The sequence below is a fragment of the Sphingobacterium wenxiniae genome (assembly GCF_900116225.1).
GTDB classification, from domain to species: domain Bacteria; phylum Bacteroidota; class Bacteroidia; order Sphingobacteriales; family Sphingobacteriaceae; genus Sphingobacterium; species Sphingobacterium wenxiniae.
The window spans coordinates 147,284-166,657 of sequence record NZ_FOZZ01000002.1 but is presented as its reverse complement, the minus strand read 5'-3'; the positions used below and the strand labels follow the sequence as shown (position 1 = coordinate 166,657).

The window sequence follows — 19,374 nt, the reverse complement described above, 5'->3', positions numbered from 1 at the left end:
ACTATATGAAAATCGCTTTTTTAATCAACCAAACCCATAAAGAGGCCGCCGCTTTCACGACAACCCTCTTGGCTTTCCGGGCACATGAACTGGGACATACCATCCTATATATCGGACTTGCAGACTTCGCTTATTTAGGCAAAAAAACAGTAGGTGCGCATTGTAGAGTCATTGAGCCCGCTGAGACCATCTTAGATCAAGAAGATTTATTGGAAAAACTGAAAGAAAAGGAGAAAATCTTTGTAGATTCTGAAAGTATGGATGTGCTCTGGATTCGTCATGACCCAGTTTTAGATATGATCAACAGACCTTGGGCATCTTCTACAGCTTTACAATTTGCACGCTTGATCAAGCGTCAAGGAACCTTGGTTATTAATGATCCAGATCAGCTTATTGAAGCAAATAACAAACTTTATCTGGAAAATTTCCCTAAGGAAATCCGACCAAAAACGATAGTTACCCGCAATTATGACGATGTTGTACAATTTTTGGAAAAGCAGGAAGATCAAATTATTCTCAAGCCTTTGAAGGGGTCTGGCGGGAAAAACGTTTTCTTGGTCAAAAAGGATGAACGCCATAATCTCAAACAGATTGTAGAAGGAATCGCACGTGATGGTTATGTACTTGCTCAAGAGTACCTGCCAGCAGCTACAAAAGGTGATATACGCTTCTTCTTGTTAAATGGCGCGCCTTTAGAGAAAAATGGCGCTTATGCTTGCGTTAATCGAGTACAGCAGGAAGGCGAAATAAGGAGTAACATTCATCAGGGAGCGAAAGCACAGTCGGCTGAAATAGACGACACTATCTTGCAAACCGTTGAGAAAGTCAGTAAAAAATTGAAAGATGACGGTATGTATTTCGTAGGTTTAGACATCGTGGGAGATAAAATAATGGAAATCAATGTATTTAGTCCAGGCGCATTAGGCCTTGCATCAGAATTGAGCAAAACCGACTTTGCAACAATTGTTATCAATGATTTGGAAGAGCAAGTAAAACAAAGAAAAAATATATAATTACTTCTCTATAGTGGTTTCTTCAGCACTGAGCGGTGCGGGTGGAATTTCGTCCACTTCCCGCTCTATTTCTTGCAACTCCACATGCACTGCAAATTCGGATGGTTCGATAGGTACACCTTTCACGCTTGCATATTCCCGGGTATAAATTGCCCCTAAGTATAAGATAGCCGCTGTATAATATACCCAAAGTAGAATCAGCACGATGGAACTGGCCGCTCCATATGTTGACTCTGTGTTGGAGTTTTGGATATAAAGACCAATAAGGAATCGTCCTATGACAAAAAGTACAGCAGTGAACAATGCTCCAGAGCGTACAGTCCGCCAGCTGATCTTCACGTCCGGTAATACTTTAAAAATCACGGAGAACAACAAAAAGATAATTCCAAATGAAAGCAGGAAATTCAACCCATCAATCAATATCACCGTAACATCGGGGAAATAGAGCTTTAATCGATCCGTAAATGCCAAAATCACACCATTAATGATCAAAGTCACCACCAATAAAAAACCTAAACCGATAACCAGTGAAGAAGACAATAAACGGTCTTTTACCAACTTCAACCATCCTTTTTTTACTTTCGGACGAACATGCCAGATTTTATTAATGGAGTTCTGTATGTCACCAAAAACCGTAGTAGCTCCCAATATCAAGGTTACTGAACTAATAACCAACGCCATATTGGACTTACCAGACAATTGCAAGTTCTTAATGACCTCCTGAATTTGATTGGCTGCCGTTGGCCCGACAAAACCGCTGAGTTCTGCAAAAACCTTTCCCTTTATAGCCTCTTCTCCCAGAAAAATACCCGCCAAAGATATCATCAAAACAAGGATAGGTCCTATAGAAAAAACCGTATAGTACGATAAAGAAGCACTATATTTCATACTATCCTCGTTGGTAAATCCCATAACTGTATTTTTCAGAATCTGAAATTGTTGTTTAAAAAACTGTTTAAAATTATTTGCCATCTGTGTTTTTCAATATTTGTTCTTAATCGGTTGTACATTATGAAATAAAAACCATTCCTTCGACAAATGTCAGGCTGAGTTTATCGAAGCCTCAGGATGACAAAGAAAAGTAATAATGCACAACGCCTGTTCCTATTATAGAACAAATAAATTAGATTTAGGTTTCAATAGGTTTTTAGCATCCTTCTAAAACGACTATATTTACAGACAACTAAAGGACGTACATGTATAACTTCAAAAACGACTATGCCGAGGGCGTGCATCCGCATGTCCTACAAAAGATTATAGAAACGAATGACACACAAGAGCTTGGCTACGGCGAAGACTCCTATTCCATCAAAGCAAAAAACATCCTTAGAGAACAGCTGCAACAGGAGGATGCAGTAATCTTTTTCACTTCCGGAGGCACACAGGCAAATCTTTTGGTTATCTCCCATCTTTTGCGACCACATGAAGCGGCAATCAGCGCCAAAACCGGACATATCTTTGCCAACGAGACCGGTGCTATCGAAGCTACCGGGCATCGGGTTATCACGGTAGACAGTACAGACGGCAAGCTCTATCCCCATCAACTCGAGCAAGTACTTGCAGAATACAGCTTACGCCCCCATGTGGTGAAACCTCGTTTGGTTTATATTTCCAACTCGACCGAAATAGGCGGTATTTATAGTTTTTCCGAACTTGATGCACTTCATCGTTTTTGTCTGGAGCACGAACTCCTTTTATTTATGGATGGGGCGCGGTTAGGGCATGCGCTGACTTCACCTTTCAATGATTTGACACTCCCACAAATAGCGAATCGGTGCGATGTCTTCTATATCGGCGGCACGAAGAATGGTGCCATGTTGGGTGAAGCCATTGTATTTAGTACGCCATCGTTAGCAATCGACTTTGATTATGCTTTAAAACAAAAAGGTGCATTACTCGCAAAAGGCCGTTTCCTTGGCCTGCAGTTCCTTGGTCTTTTTGAAAGTGGGCTTTATTTTGACTTGGCAACCCATGCCAATAGAATGGCGTTACGCATGGCTCAGTCATTTGAAGAACTTGGGTTCTCTTTTCTCAATCCTCCGGCGACCAATCAGACCTTCCCAATATTGCCCAATAACTTAATCCATGAGCTGTCTAAAAATTACTCTTTCTACACCTGGAAAACTATAGACGCGGAACATAGCGCCATCCGGCTGATTACATCCTGGGCTACGCCTGAAGAAGTAGTAGATCAATTTATAGCGGCTATAAGCAGTAAGCATATTTGTCCTTAAAATTTTACAGAATACTGTCACCCTCTTGCTTATTTTTTCAATACTTTAGCCACCTTAAACTAATAGATTAATAGACATAATGCGCAAATTACTCACCCTATGTGTAGGGCTTATCTGCTTATCCGCTCACGCTCAAGAAGATAAACAGGTTGTAAAAGCCAACTACAACTTAGCTGCTAAATTCTCTCCTGCGAAACTTCGCACCATGATTTTTTCTACTGATGTAAAACCAAACTGGATCAATCATTCCGATAAGTTTTGGTATGAGTACCAAACTCCCGCAGGAAAATACTGGTATTTGGTAGATCCCGCAGCACGTTCAAAACAATTGTTATTCGACAATGCGGATATGGCTCGTCAGGTTACAAAAATTGTTAAAAATCCCTTTGACGCCCAACATCTTACTTTGGAAAACCTAAAATTCACAGATGACGAGAAACGTATCCGTTTTGAAGTGAAGAGCACCAAAGACACGGTGAAAAACAAAGAAGAATTGGCGAAGCTCAAAAACAAATCTGATTCGTTGAAGAAAAAGGTTTTTCATCTGGAATACGATATTGCCAACAAAGAATTACGTGAGATTTCCGATACGCTGAAAGAAAAGACAAAGCCTTCTTGGGCAAACTTTTCACCAGATACCAGTCGGATATTTTTTGCCAAAAACTATAATATATATTGGATGGACAAAGTCAATTACGACAAAGCTGTAAAAGATGAAAAAGATTCCACCATCGTAGAGCATCAGGTAACGACAGATGGCATACAATATTACGCTTGGGGTGGCGACCAATATAGCACCACCACAGGCGATGAGAAAGAAGATGAAGAATTGAAAAAGAGAAAACCGGTATGGTTAAGTTGGTCGCCCGACGGGAAATATTTTGCTCTTACCCGAAAAGACAATAGGCATCTGAGCGCATTATGGGTCATCAATAATGTTTCGGCAAAACGCCCTACCTTAGAAACCTACAAATATCTCATGCCGGGTGAAACCGACTCCACCGAGATTGAGCTATACATCTTTGACGCCTCCTCCCTATCCTCAAAACGTGTACCGATCAATGCTTTTAAAAACCAGACTGCAGGTATTTATGGCAAGAACCGGGATAAGAGCAGCTATAGCGGGAAGCATTTTATCAATTATTGGTTAGGAACCAACGAAGAGTTCTACATCAGTCGTTCCAGCAGAGATTTAAAAAGGATTGATATTGTTGCGGTAAATATTGACGGTTCAACCCGCACTATTGTAGAAGAACGCTCAAATGTCTATTTAGACATCAAAAAACCATATTTTATCAATAACGGCAAACAGTTTATCCATTGGTCGCAACGTGATGGTTGGGGACACTTTTATCTATATAATACAGATGGAACCTTGGTAAAACAATTGACTTCCGGCGAGTTCAACTGCTGCGATATTACCGGCTATGACCTCACCAGCAACCAGTTTACCTTCACCGCCAATGGCAAGGAAGAGGGCGAAGATCCTTATTACCTACATCATTATGCACTATCTGTAAACGGGGGAATGCCAAAATTACTCAATAAAGGCGACTATGATCATCAAGTCAGCGTAAGTGAGAGTGGAAAATACTTCGTGAACAATTACTCTCGCGTAAATACGATCCCTGCTTCCGAACTGTATAACAGCAACGGACAACTTATCATGAAATTGGAAGAAGCCGACCTTTCCCAACTTTTTGCCGCAGGTTATAAATTCCCTGAGCCGTTTAAAGTAAAGGCTGGCGACGGTATTACAGATTTGTACGGGGTTATGTATAAGCCTTTTGACTTTGATTCTACACGTGTTTACCCCATTGTAGAATACGTATACCCAGGCCCACAAACAGAAGCGGTTAACAAGTCTTTCGGGCGCAGTATGGATCGTATAGACCGTTTGGCCCAGATGGGCTTTGTCGTCATTACTGTCGGCAATCGCGGTGGTCATCCAGATCGTTCCAAATGGTATCACACCTACGGTTACGGCAACCTGCGTGATTACGGGCTGGAAGATAAAAAAGTAGCTGCAGAGCAATTAGCCGATCGACATCCTTTTATCGATATTGATCGTGTAGGTATTACCGGTCACTCTGGTGGTGGGTTTATGTCTACAGCGGCAATGTTGGTTTACCCCGACTTTTTCAAAGTTGCTGTTTCCGGAGCTGGAAATCATGAAAACAACATTTATAATCGCTGGTGGAGCGAACGCCATCATGGCGTAAATGAGAAAATTGACGCTGAAGGAGATACGACCTTCACTTATCAGATCGAACGTAATACTGAGCTTGCCAAAAATCTGAAAGGAAAGCTATTATTAGCAACTGGGGATATCGACAACAACGTACATCCAGCAAACACTATTCGGATGGCTGATGCACTCATCAAGGCCAACAAACGTTTTGATTTCTTACTATTGCCTGGACAAAGACACGGTTTTGGCAACATGACAGAATATTTCTTCTGGAAAATGGCAGATTATTTTGCAGAACATTTATTGGGTGATTCCAAATCCTACGAGGTGGATATGACCGAAATAAACCGAGAGAACCCACTGCGGAAATAGTAGCTTACGAATTAAGCAACAAGGGCGAGGTCACCTGACCTCGCCCTTGTTGCTTATCTACCCATCCCGCTTTCACCGAAAAACCCACCATATTTACCGAGTTTTCCCCTACATTAATCTAAAGACTATCTCCTATCCTCTTCATGACTACTACCTTTGAATCAACGATTTAAGAAAACATAATTTAAAAACATTAAAAAATAAGAGTCATGAAAAATTTAGCAAAATCCATTATCGCAGCTGCAATGATTGTTGTTTCTGCCAGTTCATTTACTTCTGCCGCAGTTATCGGTTCTCCTGTAGAAGCAAATCCATTAAAATACGTCAAAGCAACAACCATGGTTGATGTATATCTAGATGCTGTTACTAAAGGTCAGGATGTTGATTTGGCAAAGTATCTATTTGAAGACGGTTTTACACAGACCTTCCACGGAAAAAGAACGAAAGCAACTCATCAGAAAAAGGAAATCGTTAAATATATCGAAAGCAACAAAGGATATAATTACAATTGCACCACATCGTACAGTGTGTTAGAAGATCAAGATAGTTATACAGTTGTAAAAGCGACCTTGAACTTTGAGAATTTCACACGAGTGGATATGCTCACCATGCAAAAGACGGAAGATGGTTGGAAAATCAGCAAAATTGACGTCACTTATCCTTAACAGGAAAAAATAAAAAATATTTGCATAGTGTATAAAATACACTTATATTTGCATCATCATAATTTAGGTTTATAATTGGTTAGTTTAAGGTTTCCATTCTCCCCGTTTGGAAACCTTTTTTTATGCTTCAAAGTCTAATTTTTAGGCTTGTTTCCTTCCTCTGGCATTTCTTCTTTCACTTCCGGCAGATTGTTAGAACGCCATTGCGTCATCCCTCCTTTCATTTCAAAGATATGTTCAAATCCTTGCTTCTTCAGCCGTTCCGCCGCTTTTGCACTTCTCACACCTCCTAGGCAATAGAGGTAAACAGGTGTTGATTTATCTAATTTCGCAACCTGTTCTTCAAAATCTTCTGCATTCAGGTTTATATTGATAGCATGCTTTACATGTCCTCCCTGAAATTCTTCTGCCGTACGTACATCAATTAGCTGAATACCTGTTGTGTCTTTGACCTGTTCCAAAAACGTATGTACTTCCAATTTCACTATTTCTACCGAATCCTGCTCTTGTGCCGTAGCCCAACTGCCTATCCCAACAGACAGTAAAAGCATAAAAATCACTTTCTTCATCATCATAACCCTATATATTTTGTGTAATCAACTGTTCCAAATCATTTGCCTGTACTACACCGGATTGTCGCCAAAGGATATTGCCATTTTTGAACAACACGAGCGTAGGGACGCCCCTTACCTGATAAGCCGCAGCAACTTGAGGGTTTTTATCAACATCGATTTTAATGATACTCGCTTTATCTCCTATCCTGCTTTTTAAGTCGTCCAAAATCGGGGTCTGCATCTTACAGGGGCCACACCATTCGGCAAAAAAATCCACTAACACAGGCTTATCCTGATTGATAATCTCTTGAAATGTCATATTCTACTGTTTTTCTTCTACAAATATTAAATACAATATAAACAAATTGAAGAACTATTCTGTAAAAAAGTTGAGGCTATTTTCAACCCCCTGCCTTATTTTGAGAAACAACGACATGTTTACGACATACAACAGAGCGCCCAGCATATACTTATTACCAAAGTGCATGAACAACACAACAGGCACAACTGTTTTCCATAACATGTAAATATACCTATGCTTTCTGTACAAGGTCATATTCACAGACTCAACTGTTTATTGCACAGTGTAGACAATCCTTTTCGTGATGTACATATTCTAAGCAAGGGATACAATAGACTTAATGATAACGTACTCATTCATATGGATGAAGTAGTATGTCTTTGTCATTTTGCTACGTAACATGCTTTTAAAGAAGCATTAATTTCTTTAAAAGAACATGATCTTTACCTTAAATTAAACAGAGAAGTACAACTTGTAGTCTGTTCCTGTACAAAAGACAATAGACTTTATCGTTCTGCACATAGTCTGCATGCAAAACCACGATGACAACAGCAAAATTTCAATGCGCTATGCAAAATAGACACTTATCATCAAGAAAAAGAGCATTGCACGAATCTAAAACACAACAGTCCAATTGTTCATTCCTTTTGACTTTGCTTTAATGTATATTGTCTTTATAACCATGTATGTCGTCATCGTTTTCATGTTACGTAGAATTTAAACTGTAAATTATCATGCACAACGCAACAGGCTATACTATATTTTCAACCCCTAGGGAGGGAATGTATGCCGTCTCCTCCACATGCATACAAGTAAAATTTGAGGAGTTATTATTAATAACACATATGCAACCCTAGACACCGCTTTATCTCGTTTTGCTTACACTTCAAAAAAACTGAGCCTGTACAAATTGGTATTGTACAGGCTCATTCTTTCATAACAGCTGTCGTTCCTTCAACGTATATCCTCATTGGAACATTATTTGAAGGATTATAGCAAGTAAATTCTCCTATTGATAAAGATATCTAATCGCAATCTTTAACCCTTTTAGCTATTATTTGTGTTTTCGATCTCAGTCAGCAATTTTATAGCATAGGGCGTTAGATTAGGGTTTTGAAAGACTAACTTTCCGTCCTCGAATACTAACTGTTCTTCCATACTGTTAAAACCAAAATCCTTTGAATTATCCCAAATAGTAGCTTTTTTAAACTTTCGCAGATATGTAATGAAATTCTTAAAAGACTGTTTAAAAGACTGTTCTATTGATTTTCCTTGTGATGAATGTCCACCCAACAATTCTCTTTTATTCGCTCGCTCCCTTAATATTTCCACGTCATCCACGGCAATGAAGTGTGCGTTAAAAACAAACTTATTTTTGTATTCGTGCAGATAAGTATTTATTTGTGATTGTTGTTCATTCGTAAAATGAATTTGCATCATAAAATCCTTATGGCTACTGATACTATCATTTATTGCGTTTTTCTGAGCATTCGCAAGATTCAAGTCATTTATTTTGCTTTTATCTTCTGCATATAAATGAATCATTAATTTTACTTTATCATGGTCAAAAAAATTACACGCATTTTTATCAATGTTGTACAGTTTATTTTCCATGAAGGTAGATTTTCCTGCTGCTACCGGCCCTACAACAAACGTAAATGTATTCATCACTGTCCGAAATTAAAAATAAATAAATCAATCCCCTTTTATATAAACATATCGTTCTCCCTTTGGGGGTTAGGGGGATTAAATCACAATATTGATAATCTTTCCTTTTACAAAAATCAGTTTTTTCACCGGTTTTCCATCCAGGTAACGCTGTACATCCTTATTTGCAAGAACCGTTTCTTCTACGGCTTTCTGATCCAGATCCAAAGCTAAGGGAAGATTCATCTTCATCTTACCATTTACCGAGACAGGATAAGCAAATTCTGACTCAACCAAGTATTCTGGATTAAATACAGGATATTCAGCGTAAGAAATGGTACCCGCTTCATTGCCCAATAGTGCCCAAAGTTCTTCGGTAATATGTGGGGCGTACGGTTGTAACACAATGATTAAGTCTTGAAGAATCTTACGTTTGTTACACTTCAGATCAGTTAATTCGTTCACACAAATCATAAATGCGGATACTGAAGTATTGAAAGAGAACCGTTCAATATCCTCTTCCACTTTTTTGATAATCTTATGCAGGGCCTTATACTCTGCTTTTACCGGTTCTTCATCTGATACGGCAAAGTTCCCTTCTGCATCATGGAACAAACGCCACACCTTACGTAAGAATTTATATACGCCCTCTATACCATTTGTATTCCAAGGCTTTGCTTGTTCCAAAGGCCCTAAGAACATTTCATATAAGCGAAGTGTATCCGCACCGTAGGTTTCAATGATATCGTCAGGATTGACCACATTGAACTTCGATTTAGACATCTTCTCCACCTCTGTCCCACAGATGTATTTGCCATCTTCCAAAATAAACTCGGCATTGGCAAAATCCGGACGGAAAGATTTGAATTTCTCCGTATTCAAAATATCGTTGTGAACAATATTAACATCCACATGTAGAGGAAGCGTTCTATATCGATCGCGCAGACCATGAGAGACAAAAGTATTCGTTCCCTTACCTTCTTCATTCAACAGACGGTATACAAAGTTTGATCGGCCTTGTATCATCCCTTGGTTAATCAGCTTCTTGAAAGGTTCCTCCTCATTATGATACCCCAGATCCTTTAGCGCTTTATTCCAGAAGCGAGAGTATAGCAGGTGACCCGTAGCATGCTCAGAACCACCAATATATAAATCGACGGCTTTCCAATAATCAACTGCTTCTTTGGAAGCAAAATCTTTTTCATTGGTTGGATCCATATAGCGGAACCAATACCAGGAAGAACCTGCCCAGCCCGGCATGGTGCTCAATTCATAGTCATACTGATTTTGATATTTCCAATCCTCAGCGCGGCCCAATGGAGGCTCGCCGGTTTCCGTTGGTAAATATTTATCTACTTCAGGCAATAGTAAAGGCAATTCCTCTTCTTTAATCAAGTATGGCAACCCATTTTTGAAATAAACCGGTACAGGTTCGCCCCAATAGCGCTGACGGCCAAAAATAGCATCACGCATACGGAAATTGACTTTAGCTTTCCCTAAGCCCAATTCCTCCAGTCGCTCAATTAGTGCAGGAACCGCTTCGGCATAGGTCATACCGTTGATGAAATCCGAATTGATATAACGTCCGTCTTTATTTGGATCAGCTTCCTCTTCGATGTTTTGCGAATCCGAAATAGGGACAATCGGTAAATTAAAATGTTTGGCGAATACATAATCACGCTGGTCTCCGGAAGGCACCGCCATTACAGCACCGGTTCCGTAACCCGCCAATACATAATCAGCAATCCAGATTGGCACATCTGTCCCTGTCAACGGATGCTTAGCATACGCACCGGTAAATGCACCCGAAACAGTTTTTGTATCAGCCATCCTATCCAATTCGGACTTCTTCGCTGTTTTTTCTTTATAAGACTCTATTTCAAAACGTTGTTCATCCGTAGTTAAAGCATCAACTAATTCATGTTCTGGCGCCAACACGATAAAGGACACACCGAAAATTGTATCGACACGAGTTGTAAATACTTCAATCCCCCCAACCTGTTCAGGTACTGGGAATTTGACAGACGCCCCCACAGATTTACCAATCCAGTTACGCTGCATTTCCACCAATGGCTCTGGCCAATCTATTGTCTCCAAGCCACGCAATAGACGGTCTGCATACGCTGTAATACGCATAGACCACTGCATCATTTTCTTCTGCTCAACAGGATGTCCTCCACGTTCAGAAACCCCATTGATAACTTCATCATTTGCCAATACCGTACCCAACGCCGCGCACCAATTTACAGTGCTTTCCCGCAAATAAGCCAAACGATATTTCAGCAACTCACGTTGTTGCTCTTCCTCTGAAAAAGCACTCCATTCTTCAGCTGTAAATTGTTGAACATCTTCATCTGACACAGCGTTAACATAAACTGAACCAGATACTTTAAAAGCATTAATTAAAGTATCAATAGATTCCGCTTTATCGGTATCTTTATTATACCAAGCGTTGAACAGCTGCATAAAAATCCACTGTGTCCATTTATAATAATCAGGATTGGACGTGCGTACTTCCCGTGACCAGTCATACGAAAAACCGATATTATCCAATTGCTCACGGTAACGATTAATATTTGTTTCGGTCGTAATAGCCGGGTGCTGTCCGGTCTGGATAGCATATTGTTCCGCTGGCAAACCAAAAGAATCGTAGCCCATCGGATGCAAAACGTTGAATCCCTTCAATCTTTTGTACCTTGAAAAAATATCTGAAGCAATGTAGCCCAGTGGGTGCCCTACGTGCAACCCTGCTCCCGAAGGATAAGGAAACATATCCAATACATAATACTTGGGCTTTTCTGTGGTTTCAGAAGGTTTGAAGGTACCTTTATCCGACCAAAAGTGTTGCCACTTCTTCTCTAACGACTGATGATTATATTCCATGTTAACCTATTATCTGCTAATCTCTAAAGTGTTGCGAAAATAGCTATTTTACGGCAAAATAGGGACAAAAGTTTCATATTGAACAATAAATTGCACGTACGAGATGTTAAATAATGAAAGAAATATACCTTTTCATCGAAGATATTACAGGAAAATATTTCTTAAATGCACATTATTATTTACTTTCGCAATCAAATATAAGAACACTATATGTCGGTACACGAAGAAGGTTCTCCAAGGAGAAAAACGAAATCGGTTTACGTTTCTACGGTCATCAGTATAGCTTTGGTTTTGTTAATGACAGGCTTACTTGGACTTATTCTCGTCCACGCTAAAAACCTTTCCAAATACGTCAAGGAGAATATCGTATTGAACATTATCGTCAATGACAATGTCAATGAAGGTGATGTATTGGCAATGCAAAAGGATCTGGAAAAAGACCCTTATGTACTCCGCACGGAATATATCAGCAAAGAATTAGCTGCTAAAAACCTCAAAGAAGACCTTGGTGAGGATTTTGTCGAGTATTTGGGGCATAATCCATTATTACCTTCTATTGATATTTACCTCAAAGAGCAATATGCCAATACGGATAGCATACAGAATTTCATACAGAAAGCTTCTAAAAACAGCCGTGTGAAAGAGGTTGTATACCAAGAATCTTTGATCGACATGGTCAACAAAAATATCCGTATCATTGGTATGGTGGTATTGGCATTTGCAGTGGTACTTTTAATCATTGCGGTTGCGCTTATCAATAACACCATACGATTGGCTATTTACTCGCAGCGTTTTCTTATCAAGAGCATGCAATTAATCGGTGCGACGAAGACATTCATCCGCAAACCTTATATTTTCTACGGTATTTTCCATGGTCTGCTGGGGGCATTGATAGCGATTTTACTGCTGATATTCACCCTTCAGTTTGCGCAAAAGCAAATCCCGGACTTGGTTTTCCTTCGTAATTGGTATGAGTTTGGCGCTATCTTTTTGATTGTCGTTATACTAGGGATTATCATTTCTGGATTAAGCACCTATTTTGCTGTAACGAAATATTTGCGTGCAAAGTCACATAGTTTGTATAGGTAATTCCCCCCATCCCCCAAAGGGGGTGTAAATAAGTTCCCCCTTCGGGGGTTAGGGGGATTTAACAATAAAAAAATCATGGCAGAAAAAAAACAACATACCACCACAACAAAAGCATCTTTCCCATTTGAAAAGGTAAATTACCAACTCTTTATAGCCAGCATTGTCGTTGTATTGATTGGTTTCCTATTGATGATGGGAACAGAAGATATCTATAGCTTTACGAAGATTACCTTAGCTCCATTGGTTGTCGTATTGGGTTTTGCCTTAGGGTTTGTAGCTATATTGTATAAACCTAAGAAGAAAAGCAGTTAAGAACAGATGACCTATTTTCAGGCGATCGTATTGGCAATCATTGAAGGATTGACCGAATTTCTTCCTGTGTCCTCTACCGGGCACATGATTATTGGGACAGCTTTAATGGGGATGGAACCTTCCCCATTCGTCAAATTATTTACTATTGTTATACAATTAGGTACTATCCTATCCGTATTGGTGCTCTATTACAAGCGTTTTTTTAAATCGCTGGACTTTTACTATAAATTGGTCGTAGCAGCTATTCCTGCCTCTATTTTGGGACTGGTACTGAACGACTATATCGACGCTTTGTTGGAAAGCCCATTAATGGTTGCTGTGATGTTGGTTCTTGGTGGCGTTATTCTATTATTCGTGGATCGTTGGTTCAACAAACCCACCATCGACAATTCCGATGAAATATCTTACAAGCAAGCTTTCATTATTGGGTGGTACCAATGTCTGGCATTGATTCCTGGCACTTCACGTTCTGCCAGCACAATTGTCGGAGCGATGACCCAAAAACTAACACGCAAAGCAGCTGCAGAATTTTCCTTCTTTTTAGCTATTCCAATGATGCTGGGCGCATCCATCGTCAAACTGTATAAATTCATTAAAGAAGGACATACCTTCACCGGTGAAGAAATAAACCTACTCATTGTGGGAAACGTAGTTGGTTTTATTGTAGCCATTATAGCCATTAAAACTTTCATTAATGTATTGACAAAATACGGCTTTAAAGCTTTCGGGTGGTATAGAATTGTTGTGGGATTAGTGATTATTGGATTATTGTTAAGCGGACACAGTCTGCAAATTATATAAATGGAAAACATAGAAGAACAGCTCTCTTCTCCTTTTAACTTCGCAGAAGGCGAAGTATTATTGGTGGATAAACCATCGGAATGGACCAGTTTTGATGTTGTCAATAAGCTGAAATACACCTTGATAAAGTCACTGGGTCTCCCGAAAAGATTCAAAGTTGGTCACGCTGGCACTTTAGACCCCCTAGCTACGGGCTTGCTGATTGTCTGCACCGGGAAATTTACAAAGCGAATAGACACTTTTCAAGCCGAAGACAAGGAATACACAGGCTCGATAACAATTGGGGCGACAACTCCCTCCTACGATTTGGAAACCGAAATCGACCAGACTTTCGACTATGCGCATATCACAGAAGAAGACATTTTGCGTACCGCAAAATCTTTCGAGGGCGCATTAGAACAATATCCACCTGCGCATTCTGCCGTACAAATCGACGGCGAGCGTGCGTACGAGAAAGCCAGACGTGGCGAAGATGTTGCGATGAAATCGCGCACCGTGTTCATTCAAGAATTTGAAATTGAGAAAATTGAATTACCAAACGTGTATTTCCGTATCCGTTGCTCCAAAGGCACCTATATTCGCTCCGTCGCAAATGATTTTGGCAAAAATCTGGGAGTAGGTGGCCACTTAAGTGCTTTGCGCAGAACAAAAAGTGGAGAGTTCCATGTCGATAATGCCTGGAACTTGACAGAATTGGTTGAAAAAATTAAATTGCATACAACAACGGCACTGCAATAACCGTTTGTTAAGCTAATCCGATAACAAGGAAATGAAAATATATAGAAGCTTAGATGAATTTGGTACCTTACCCAACGCCGTAGTTACTATCGGGACTTTCGATGGTGTACACATTGGTCATCAAAAAATATTAGCAAAACTTAAAGAAGTTGCAGAAAAGACCCAAGGGGAAACTGTGCTATTAACCTTCTTTCCACATCCAAGGCTAATCATTAACCCGAATGACGATAGTCTTCGGCTAATAAACGATATTGAAGAGAAAGCGCATCGTTTAGCTCTCGCAGGCATCGACCACCTGATTATCACACCTTTTACCCGTGATTTTTCAAACCTAAGTGCTGAGGAATACATTAGCGATGTCTTGGTCGGTAAATTGGGCACAAAGCATATCGTTATCGGTTATGACCATCATTTTGGTAAAAACAGAGCGGGCTCTATTAAAGATTTAAAGCACTATGCCTCTATATTTGATTACGTTGTAGAGCAGATTCCAGAACAGGATATTGAAGACGTAGCCGTGTCTTCCACACGCGTTCGTGAGTCTTTGATTAAAGGAGATATCGAAACTGCCAACAAATACTTAGGTTATCCTTTCGAGCTTACCGGCAGTATTATTAAAGGCGATCAAATTGGAAGAGAAATTGGCTTCCCCACAGCAAACTTAAATATCCACGAACAGCATAAGCTGATTCCGGCTTATGGCATATATGCTGTTGAGGCAGAAATATATCCTGCAATGCCACAAATCCATACCGGCGAATATATGCACCCTCAACCCGAAAGAGTCGCGAAAGGAATGGCCTATATTGGTACACGCCCGACTATTGATGGGATGAGCCGGAAAATAGAAATTAATCTACTAGATTTTAAAGACGACATCTATAAAAAGACCCTACGGGTCAAATTCCTTAAATTTATTCGCCATGACCAGCGGTTCGAATCCCTAGACCTTATGCGCGAACAGATTAAACAGGATGAAGTAGCTATCCGACAATATTTTGACGAAGAAGGTTCACTGCGTTGAGGGCTTCGCCGTTTAAAAACTTCGGAAGTCTTACTTTCTTTATTCTCGTAACATCCTCACCCTCCCTCTTTCAAGTTTAACGAAGTGTAACTTGAAAGAGAGAGGGGGTCCTTTAATTATTTAAGGCACGAGCGGCACGCTCGCGCCAGCGAGGTCTCGACTCAGGAAAGGGATCTGACGAGGGAGAAGGCTGGGGTGAGGATTTTAAAGCAGTAAGCTATCTGCTGTATAATTTATTTAAAGCTTATAGCCTATTGCTATAAGCTTTATTTCAAAAACCTTCGGGTCAAATATCTTCGTACAGGTATATCGTAGAACTTTAAACACAGATACGCCAACAGCACACTGCCGACAACTACAGCCACTGCTCCGGGTAGCGATTCTACGAACGTTAGATTCTCATTCTTCACCCAGGCAAAATAAAGATAGATAAAAGGATAATGTACCATATACAAAGGATAAGATATATCGCCCAGAAACTTGCATACACGTGTAGCCGTTTTTCCGGTCAGTGTACCCGAAGCACCAATATAAACAAGTAGTGGAAAAATAAGAATCACACAGATACTATCATACAAACCGTTCATCCACAGATGATCGTATCCACCGATTCTTGGGATAGCACATATTGTTATGAGAACAAGGCTACCGATCCAAAATGCCCCTTTTATCTTCGTGGGCCTAAATATCCGGGATAACAACAAACCTGCCGAAAAGGAGAACAGTAGACGCAAGGAACCCCCTAAAATATCATTTTCCGTCATCGCAAACCCAGCACCAAGATCACCCAAAGGACCGAAAATGGCAAAAGAAGCTAATCCACACCCTGCAAGGAAGACAAGGACGGCCAATGCCCGTGTGGGCAACAGACGAAGAAATAACACATATAAAATATTGCCGATATACTCAAAGAACAGAGACCAACTGGGGCCGTTCAAAGGATACATCTCCCCTACGCCACGGATTTCAAAGCCCGTGGTCACAGGAATTAACAGTGCATTTAACATCGTAGACACTAAAAGCAATGTTACCGGCACAACCGATACATCCCACACCTCACAGCCTTGGAAGTAAAACATAAAAGCACCAATAATAGCCCCGATGACGACCATGGGATGTAGACGGATCAAGCGACGCTTCAGGAACCCTTTCAGGGTTATGGTATTTTTTTTCCAGCGTTCATCATAAGCATAGGCTATCACAAAACCGGACAGCAGAAAAAAGAAATCTACCGCTAAATAGCCGTGGTTGATATGTTGATCGATATGGCTGGTAGCAAAAGCTTCAAATATATGGTAGCCTAAAACCATTAAAGCGGCTACACCGCGCAGTCCATCCAGAATAGTATAATGGGGTTTCGAATCTACAAATGCCGATGAAGGCGTTTCAGTTTGGATCATTTCGTATTGCTAAAGATGATGATGCATTTTATCTCGGGATAAAAATAGGAAATACACCTTAAATTCAGTTCTAAGAATATGCTAAAACCTAGGGTCAACGCATCTTATTTTTATGCTTAAAACAAATAGAGGGTTTTATTAGACAGTTTTTTTATATCGCCCAGCCCTCCAAAAGCTTTCGCTTTGGCGTCAAGATAAGTGTGCCTGCATTATTCTCCTCTCCCCAGCCCTCTCGAGTGTATAGTTTGCTACCTGTCTAACTGTCAAGGCAACTAATTGGTCTCCCTCTCCTTGGGAGAGTGATTAAGGGTGAGGACTATTACAAAAAGCTTTTTGATAACGAATGCCTAGTCCCGGCGAGGGACAGAAAGGTTTTGCAATGGGAATAATAGACACATTGTCGAAAGGAACCCTCCATTTTACCTCAACACGATTCTCGCTAAAAACATTTTGTTCTGTAAATATTTGGTTAACTTTGTCCCTTCGGATTCATTTAATTATTCAGCCGTGTCTTTAGATAAATTAAAGCTTAGTAAAAGTCTTCATTCAGCGATGAATGATCTGGGGTATTTTACCGCAAAGGAATTTCAGTTAAAATCCATCTCCCGAATCATTGGCGGGCACAGTATTCTCGGCATTGCACCCGAAGGTGCCGGAAAAACCACATCCTATGTCCTTGGCGTATTGATGCGACTAAAGTACACGCAGGATGAAGCTCCAAAAGTTTTAATTTTGGCACCTAATGAAGAGCGAATAACAGAAATAGTAGATCGCTTTCTAGCCATCAGCAAGAATAGGAACCTCCATATCATGGGGCTTAAAACAAGCGGCAGCATGGAGGAAGAAATCGAAGATCTGGTTCGTGGGGTAGATATTGTCGTTGCAACACCTAACCGTGCACGTGCGGTGTATCTTAAGCTTGGCCTTAATTTGAATCGCATCCAAACTTTCATTATCGATGACGCAGAAGAAATCGTAAAGCAAGGCATGCAAACTCCTGTTAGGGAACTTGCGCAAAGCTGTGGTAAAGTTCAGTATCTGGCATTCAGCACGGTCGAACATGAAAAGCTACATTTGATGATCGATGGTTTTATGCCTTTTGCTACTTTGGTCGAGGTTGATGAGCTGGGGCAGGACATTGCTGAAACGCACGAGCTCATGCTGTACCAAGTGCCTAATTTTACCACAAAAATCAATTTGCTTAACCTCATGATGGCAGATGATGAGGTATTTGACAAAGTGGTGGTATTCGTAAATAGCCGACTTACAGCACAAAAGCTCAGCCAAAGTCTACGGGCTAAAAAAGGAGAAGTCGCTGTCTTGCATCCTTTATTTTATGACGATGCAGGCATGGATGACATCCAAGATTTCAAGCAAATACCGGAGTGCAGGATATTGATTGTTGCCAATGAAGGCACGGATGACCTTGATTTAAGTGAAATTCCTTTTATCTTTCATTTCGAAATACCAGAAAATAGAGATCTGTTTCTACAACGCATGGTAAAAACAGGAGATGAAGAGGTGATTGCAATCACGTTTGCTACAGACATCGAACTGCCGGAACTCAAAAAAATAGAGCAATCACTTGGAAAGAAAATCCCGGTCATGCCGCTACCTGATGATCTCAAAATTTATCAACCCTCTAATAATCCGAAGGAAAAGATAGAAGTGGACGAATCACAGGGTGGCGCTTTTCATAAAAAGAAAGAAAGTAACAGCAAAACCTATAATTATGGTGCTGGTACAAAAGCCAAAATGACCAAAAAGAATAAGAAAAGATAATTCTTGAGGCACTATTCCTCGCAGTCGCAAGCTTTTGTAGCTTGCGACTGCGTTTAAACCTTTATTTAGATATGGAAAAACAACCGAACAACCCCTTGCACGGCAAAAGGTTAGATACGATTATCGAAGAACTGCTGGATTATTACGGAGGTTGGAAGCCCCTGGGACGACAGATACCAATCAACTGCTTCTTAGAAAACCCTAGTATAAAATCTTCTCTTACATTTTTACGCAAAACGCCTTGGGCTCGAAAAAAAGTCGAAGATTTATATATTGAAACATTGGGGAAATAGCCGCAATCAACAAACTGCGAATGAACAATGGATGATTGTAGGCTGACAATAAGCCGCTGATGACCAGCACAACAC

General features: G+C 40.3%; 17 protein-coding genes. 11 read left to right on the top strand and 6 right to left on the bottom strand.

Annotation, left to right across the window (positions count from 1 at the left end):
• Positions 1 to 5: 5 nt before the first annotated feature.
• The gene (locus tag BM375_RS03055; RefSeq protein ID WP_093363710.1) at positions 6 to 1,013 is read left to right on the top strand and encodes an ATP-grasp domain-containing protein; all 1,008 of its coding nucleotides are present in this window, start codon (positions 6 to 8) and stop codon (positions 1,011 to 1,013) included.
• Here BM375_RS03055 and BM375_RS03050 read toward each other — a convergent pair whose 3' ends face one another.
• On the bottom strand, positions 1,014 to 1,985 hold the full coding sequence (locus BM375_RS03050) for a YihY/virulence factor BrkB family protein (protein WP_093363709.1): 972 nt from the start codon (positions 1,983 to 1,985) through the stop codon (positions 1,014 to 1,016).
• Positions 1,986 to 2,209: 224 nt separating this feature from the next.
• Between BM375_RS03050 and BM375_RS03045 the strand changes: the two genes are divergently transcribed.
• From BM375_RS03045 to BM375_RS03035, 3 genes are all read left to right on the top strand, one after another.
• A complete protein-coding gene (locus BM375_RS03045; RefSeq protein WP_093363708.1) occupies positions 2,210 to 3,247 on the top strand; it encodes a threonine aldolase family protein in 1,038 nt (345 codons plus the stop codon).
• Positions 3,248 to 3,326: 79 nt separating this feature from the next.
• Entirely contained in the window at positions 3,327 to 5,810 is a 2,484-nt protein-coding gene (locus BM375_RS03040) for a DPP IV N-terminal domain-containing protein (RefSeq protein ID WP_093363707.1), read from the top strand.
• A 209-nt stretch (positions 5,811 to 6,019) separates the two neighbouring features.
• Positions 6,020 to 6,475: a nuclear transport factor 2 family protein gene (locus BM375_RS03035; protein ID WP_093363706.1), complete on the top strand. Its 456-nt coding sequence runs from the start codon at positions 6,020 to 6,022 to the stop codon at positions 6,473 to 6,475.
• A gap of 134 nt (positions 6,476 to 6,609) precedes the next feature.
• Here the strand turns inward: BM375_RS03035 and BM375_RS03030 are convergent, their stop codons facing one another.
• The 4 genes from BM375_RS03030 to leuS all read right to left on the bottom strand — a co-directional run bounded on the left by BM375_RS03030 (position 6,610) and on the right by leuS (position 11,860).
• The gene (locus tag BM375_RS03030; RefSeq protein ID WP_093363705.1) at positions 6,610 to 7,050 is read right to left on the bottom strand and encodes a rhodanese-like domain-containing protein; all 441 of its coding nucleotides are present in this window, start codon (positions 7,048 to 7,050) and stop codon (positions 6,610 to 6,612) included.
• A 4-nt stretch (positions 7,051 to 7,054) separates the two neighbouring features.
• Positions 7,055 to 7,348: a thioredoxin gene (gene trxA, locus BM375_RS03025; RefSeq protein ID WP_093363704.1), complete on the bottom strand. Its 294-nt coding sequence runs from the start codon at positions 7,346 to 7,348 to the stop codon at positions 7,055 to 7,057.
• Between the two features lie 1,029 nt (positions 7,349 to 8,377).
• On the bottom strand, positions 8,378 to 8,998 hold the full coding sequence (locus tag BM375_RS03020; protein ID WP_093363703.1) for a hypothetical protein: 621 nt from the start codon (positions 8,996 to 8,998) through the stop codon (positions 8,378 to 8,380).
• A 78-nt stretch (positions 8,999 to 9,076) separates the two neighbouring features.
• Positions 9,077 to 11,860 carry a leucine--tRNA ligase gene (gene leuS / locus BM375_RS03015; RefSeq protein ID WP_093363702.1) on the bottom strand — a complete coding sequence of 928 codons (2,784 nt, stop codon included), beginning with the start codon at positions 11,858 to 11,860 and terminating at the stop codon, positions 9,077 to 9,079.
• Positions 11,861 to 12,070: 210 nt separating this feature from the next.
• On the opposite strand from leuS, the gene BM375_RS03010 reads away from it, so the two are divergent.
• From BM375_RS03010 to BM375_RS02990, 5 genes are all read left to right on the top strand, one after another.
• Entirely contained in the window at positions 12,071 to 12,949 is an 879-nt protein-coding gene (locus tag BM375_RS03010; protein WP_093363701.1) for a cell division protein FtsX, read from the top strand.
• A 75-nt stretch (positions 12,950 to 13,024) separates the two neighbouring features.
• Positions 13,025 to 13,261 (top strand): DUF3098 domain-containing protein, encoded by a 237-nt coding sequence (locus BM375_RS03005; RefSeq protein WP_093363700.1) that lies wholly within the window; start codon positions 13,025 to 13,027, stop codon positions 13,259 to 13,261.
• Between the two features lie 6 nt (positions 13,262 to 13,267).
• Entirely contained in the window at positions 13,268 to 14,062 is a 795-nt protein-coding gene (locus tag BM375_RS03000) for an undecaprenyl-diphosphate phosphatase (protein WP_093363699.1), read from the top strand.
• Positions 14,063 to 14,800, top strand: coding sequence for a tRNA pseudouridine(55) synthase TruB (truB, locus tag BM375_RS02995; RefSeq protein ID WP_093363698.1), 738 nt, complete (start codon positions 14,063 to 14,065; stop codon positions 14,798 to 14,800).
• Between the two features lie 31 nt (positions 14,801 to 14,831).
• Positions 14,832 to 15,824 carry a bifunctional riboflavin kinase/FAD synthetase gene (locus BM375_RS02990; RefSeq protein ID WP_093363697.1) on the top strand — a complete coding sequence of 331 codons (993 nt, stop codon included), beginning with the start codon at positions 14,832 to 14,834 and terminating at the stop codon, positions 15,822 to 15,824.
• A 266-nt stretch (positions 15,825 to 16,090) separates the two neighbouring features.
• On the opposite strand, the gene BM375_RS02985 is transcribed toward BM375_RS02990, so the two are convergent.
• On the bottom strand, positions 16,091 to 17,224 hold the full coding sequence (locus BM375_RS02985; protein ID WP_093363696.1) for an acyltransferase family protein: 1,134 nt from the start codon (positions 17,222 to 17,224) through the stop codon (positions 16,091 to 16,093).
• 507 nt (positions 17,225 to 17,731) lie between these two features.
• Between BM375_RS02985 and BM375_RS02980 the strand changes: the two genes are divergently transcribed.
• Together BM375_RS02980 and BM375_RS02975 are read left to right on the top strand one after the other, a co-directional pair.
• Positions 17,732 to 19,006, top strand: coding sequence for a DEAD/DEAH box helicase (locus BM375_RS02980; protein WP_093363695.1), 1,275 nt, complete (start codon positions 17,732 to 17,734; stop codon positions 19,004 to 19,006).
• A gap of 71 nt (positions 19,007 to 19,077) precedes the next feature.
• Positions 19,078 to 19,299, top strand: a complete 222-nt coding sequence (locus BM375_RS02975; protein ID WP_093363694.1) for a VF530 family protein — start codon at positions 19,078 to 19,080, stop codon at positions 19,297 to 19,299.
• Positions 19,300 to 19,374 lie beyond the last annotated feature (75 nt).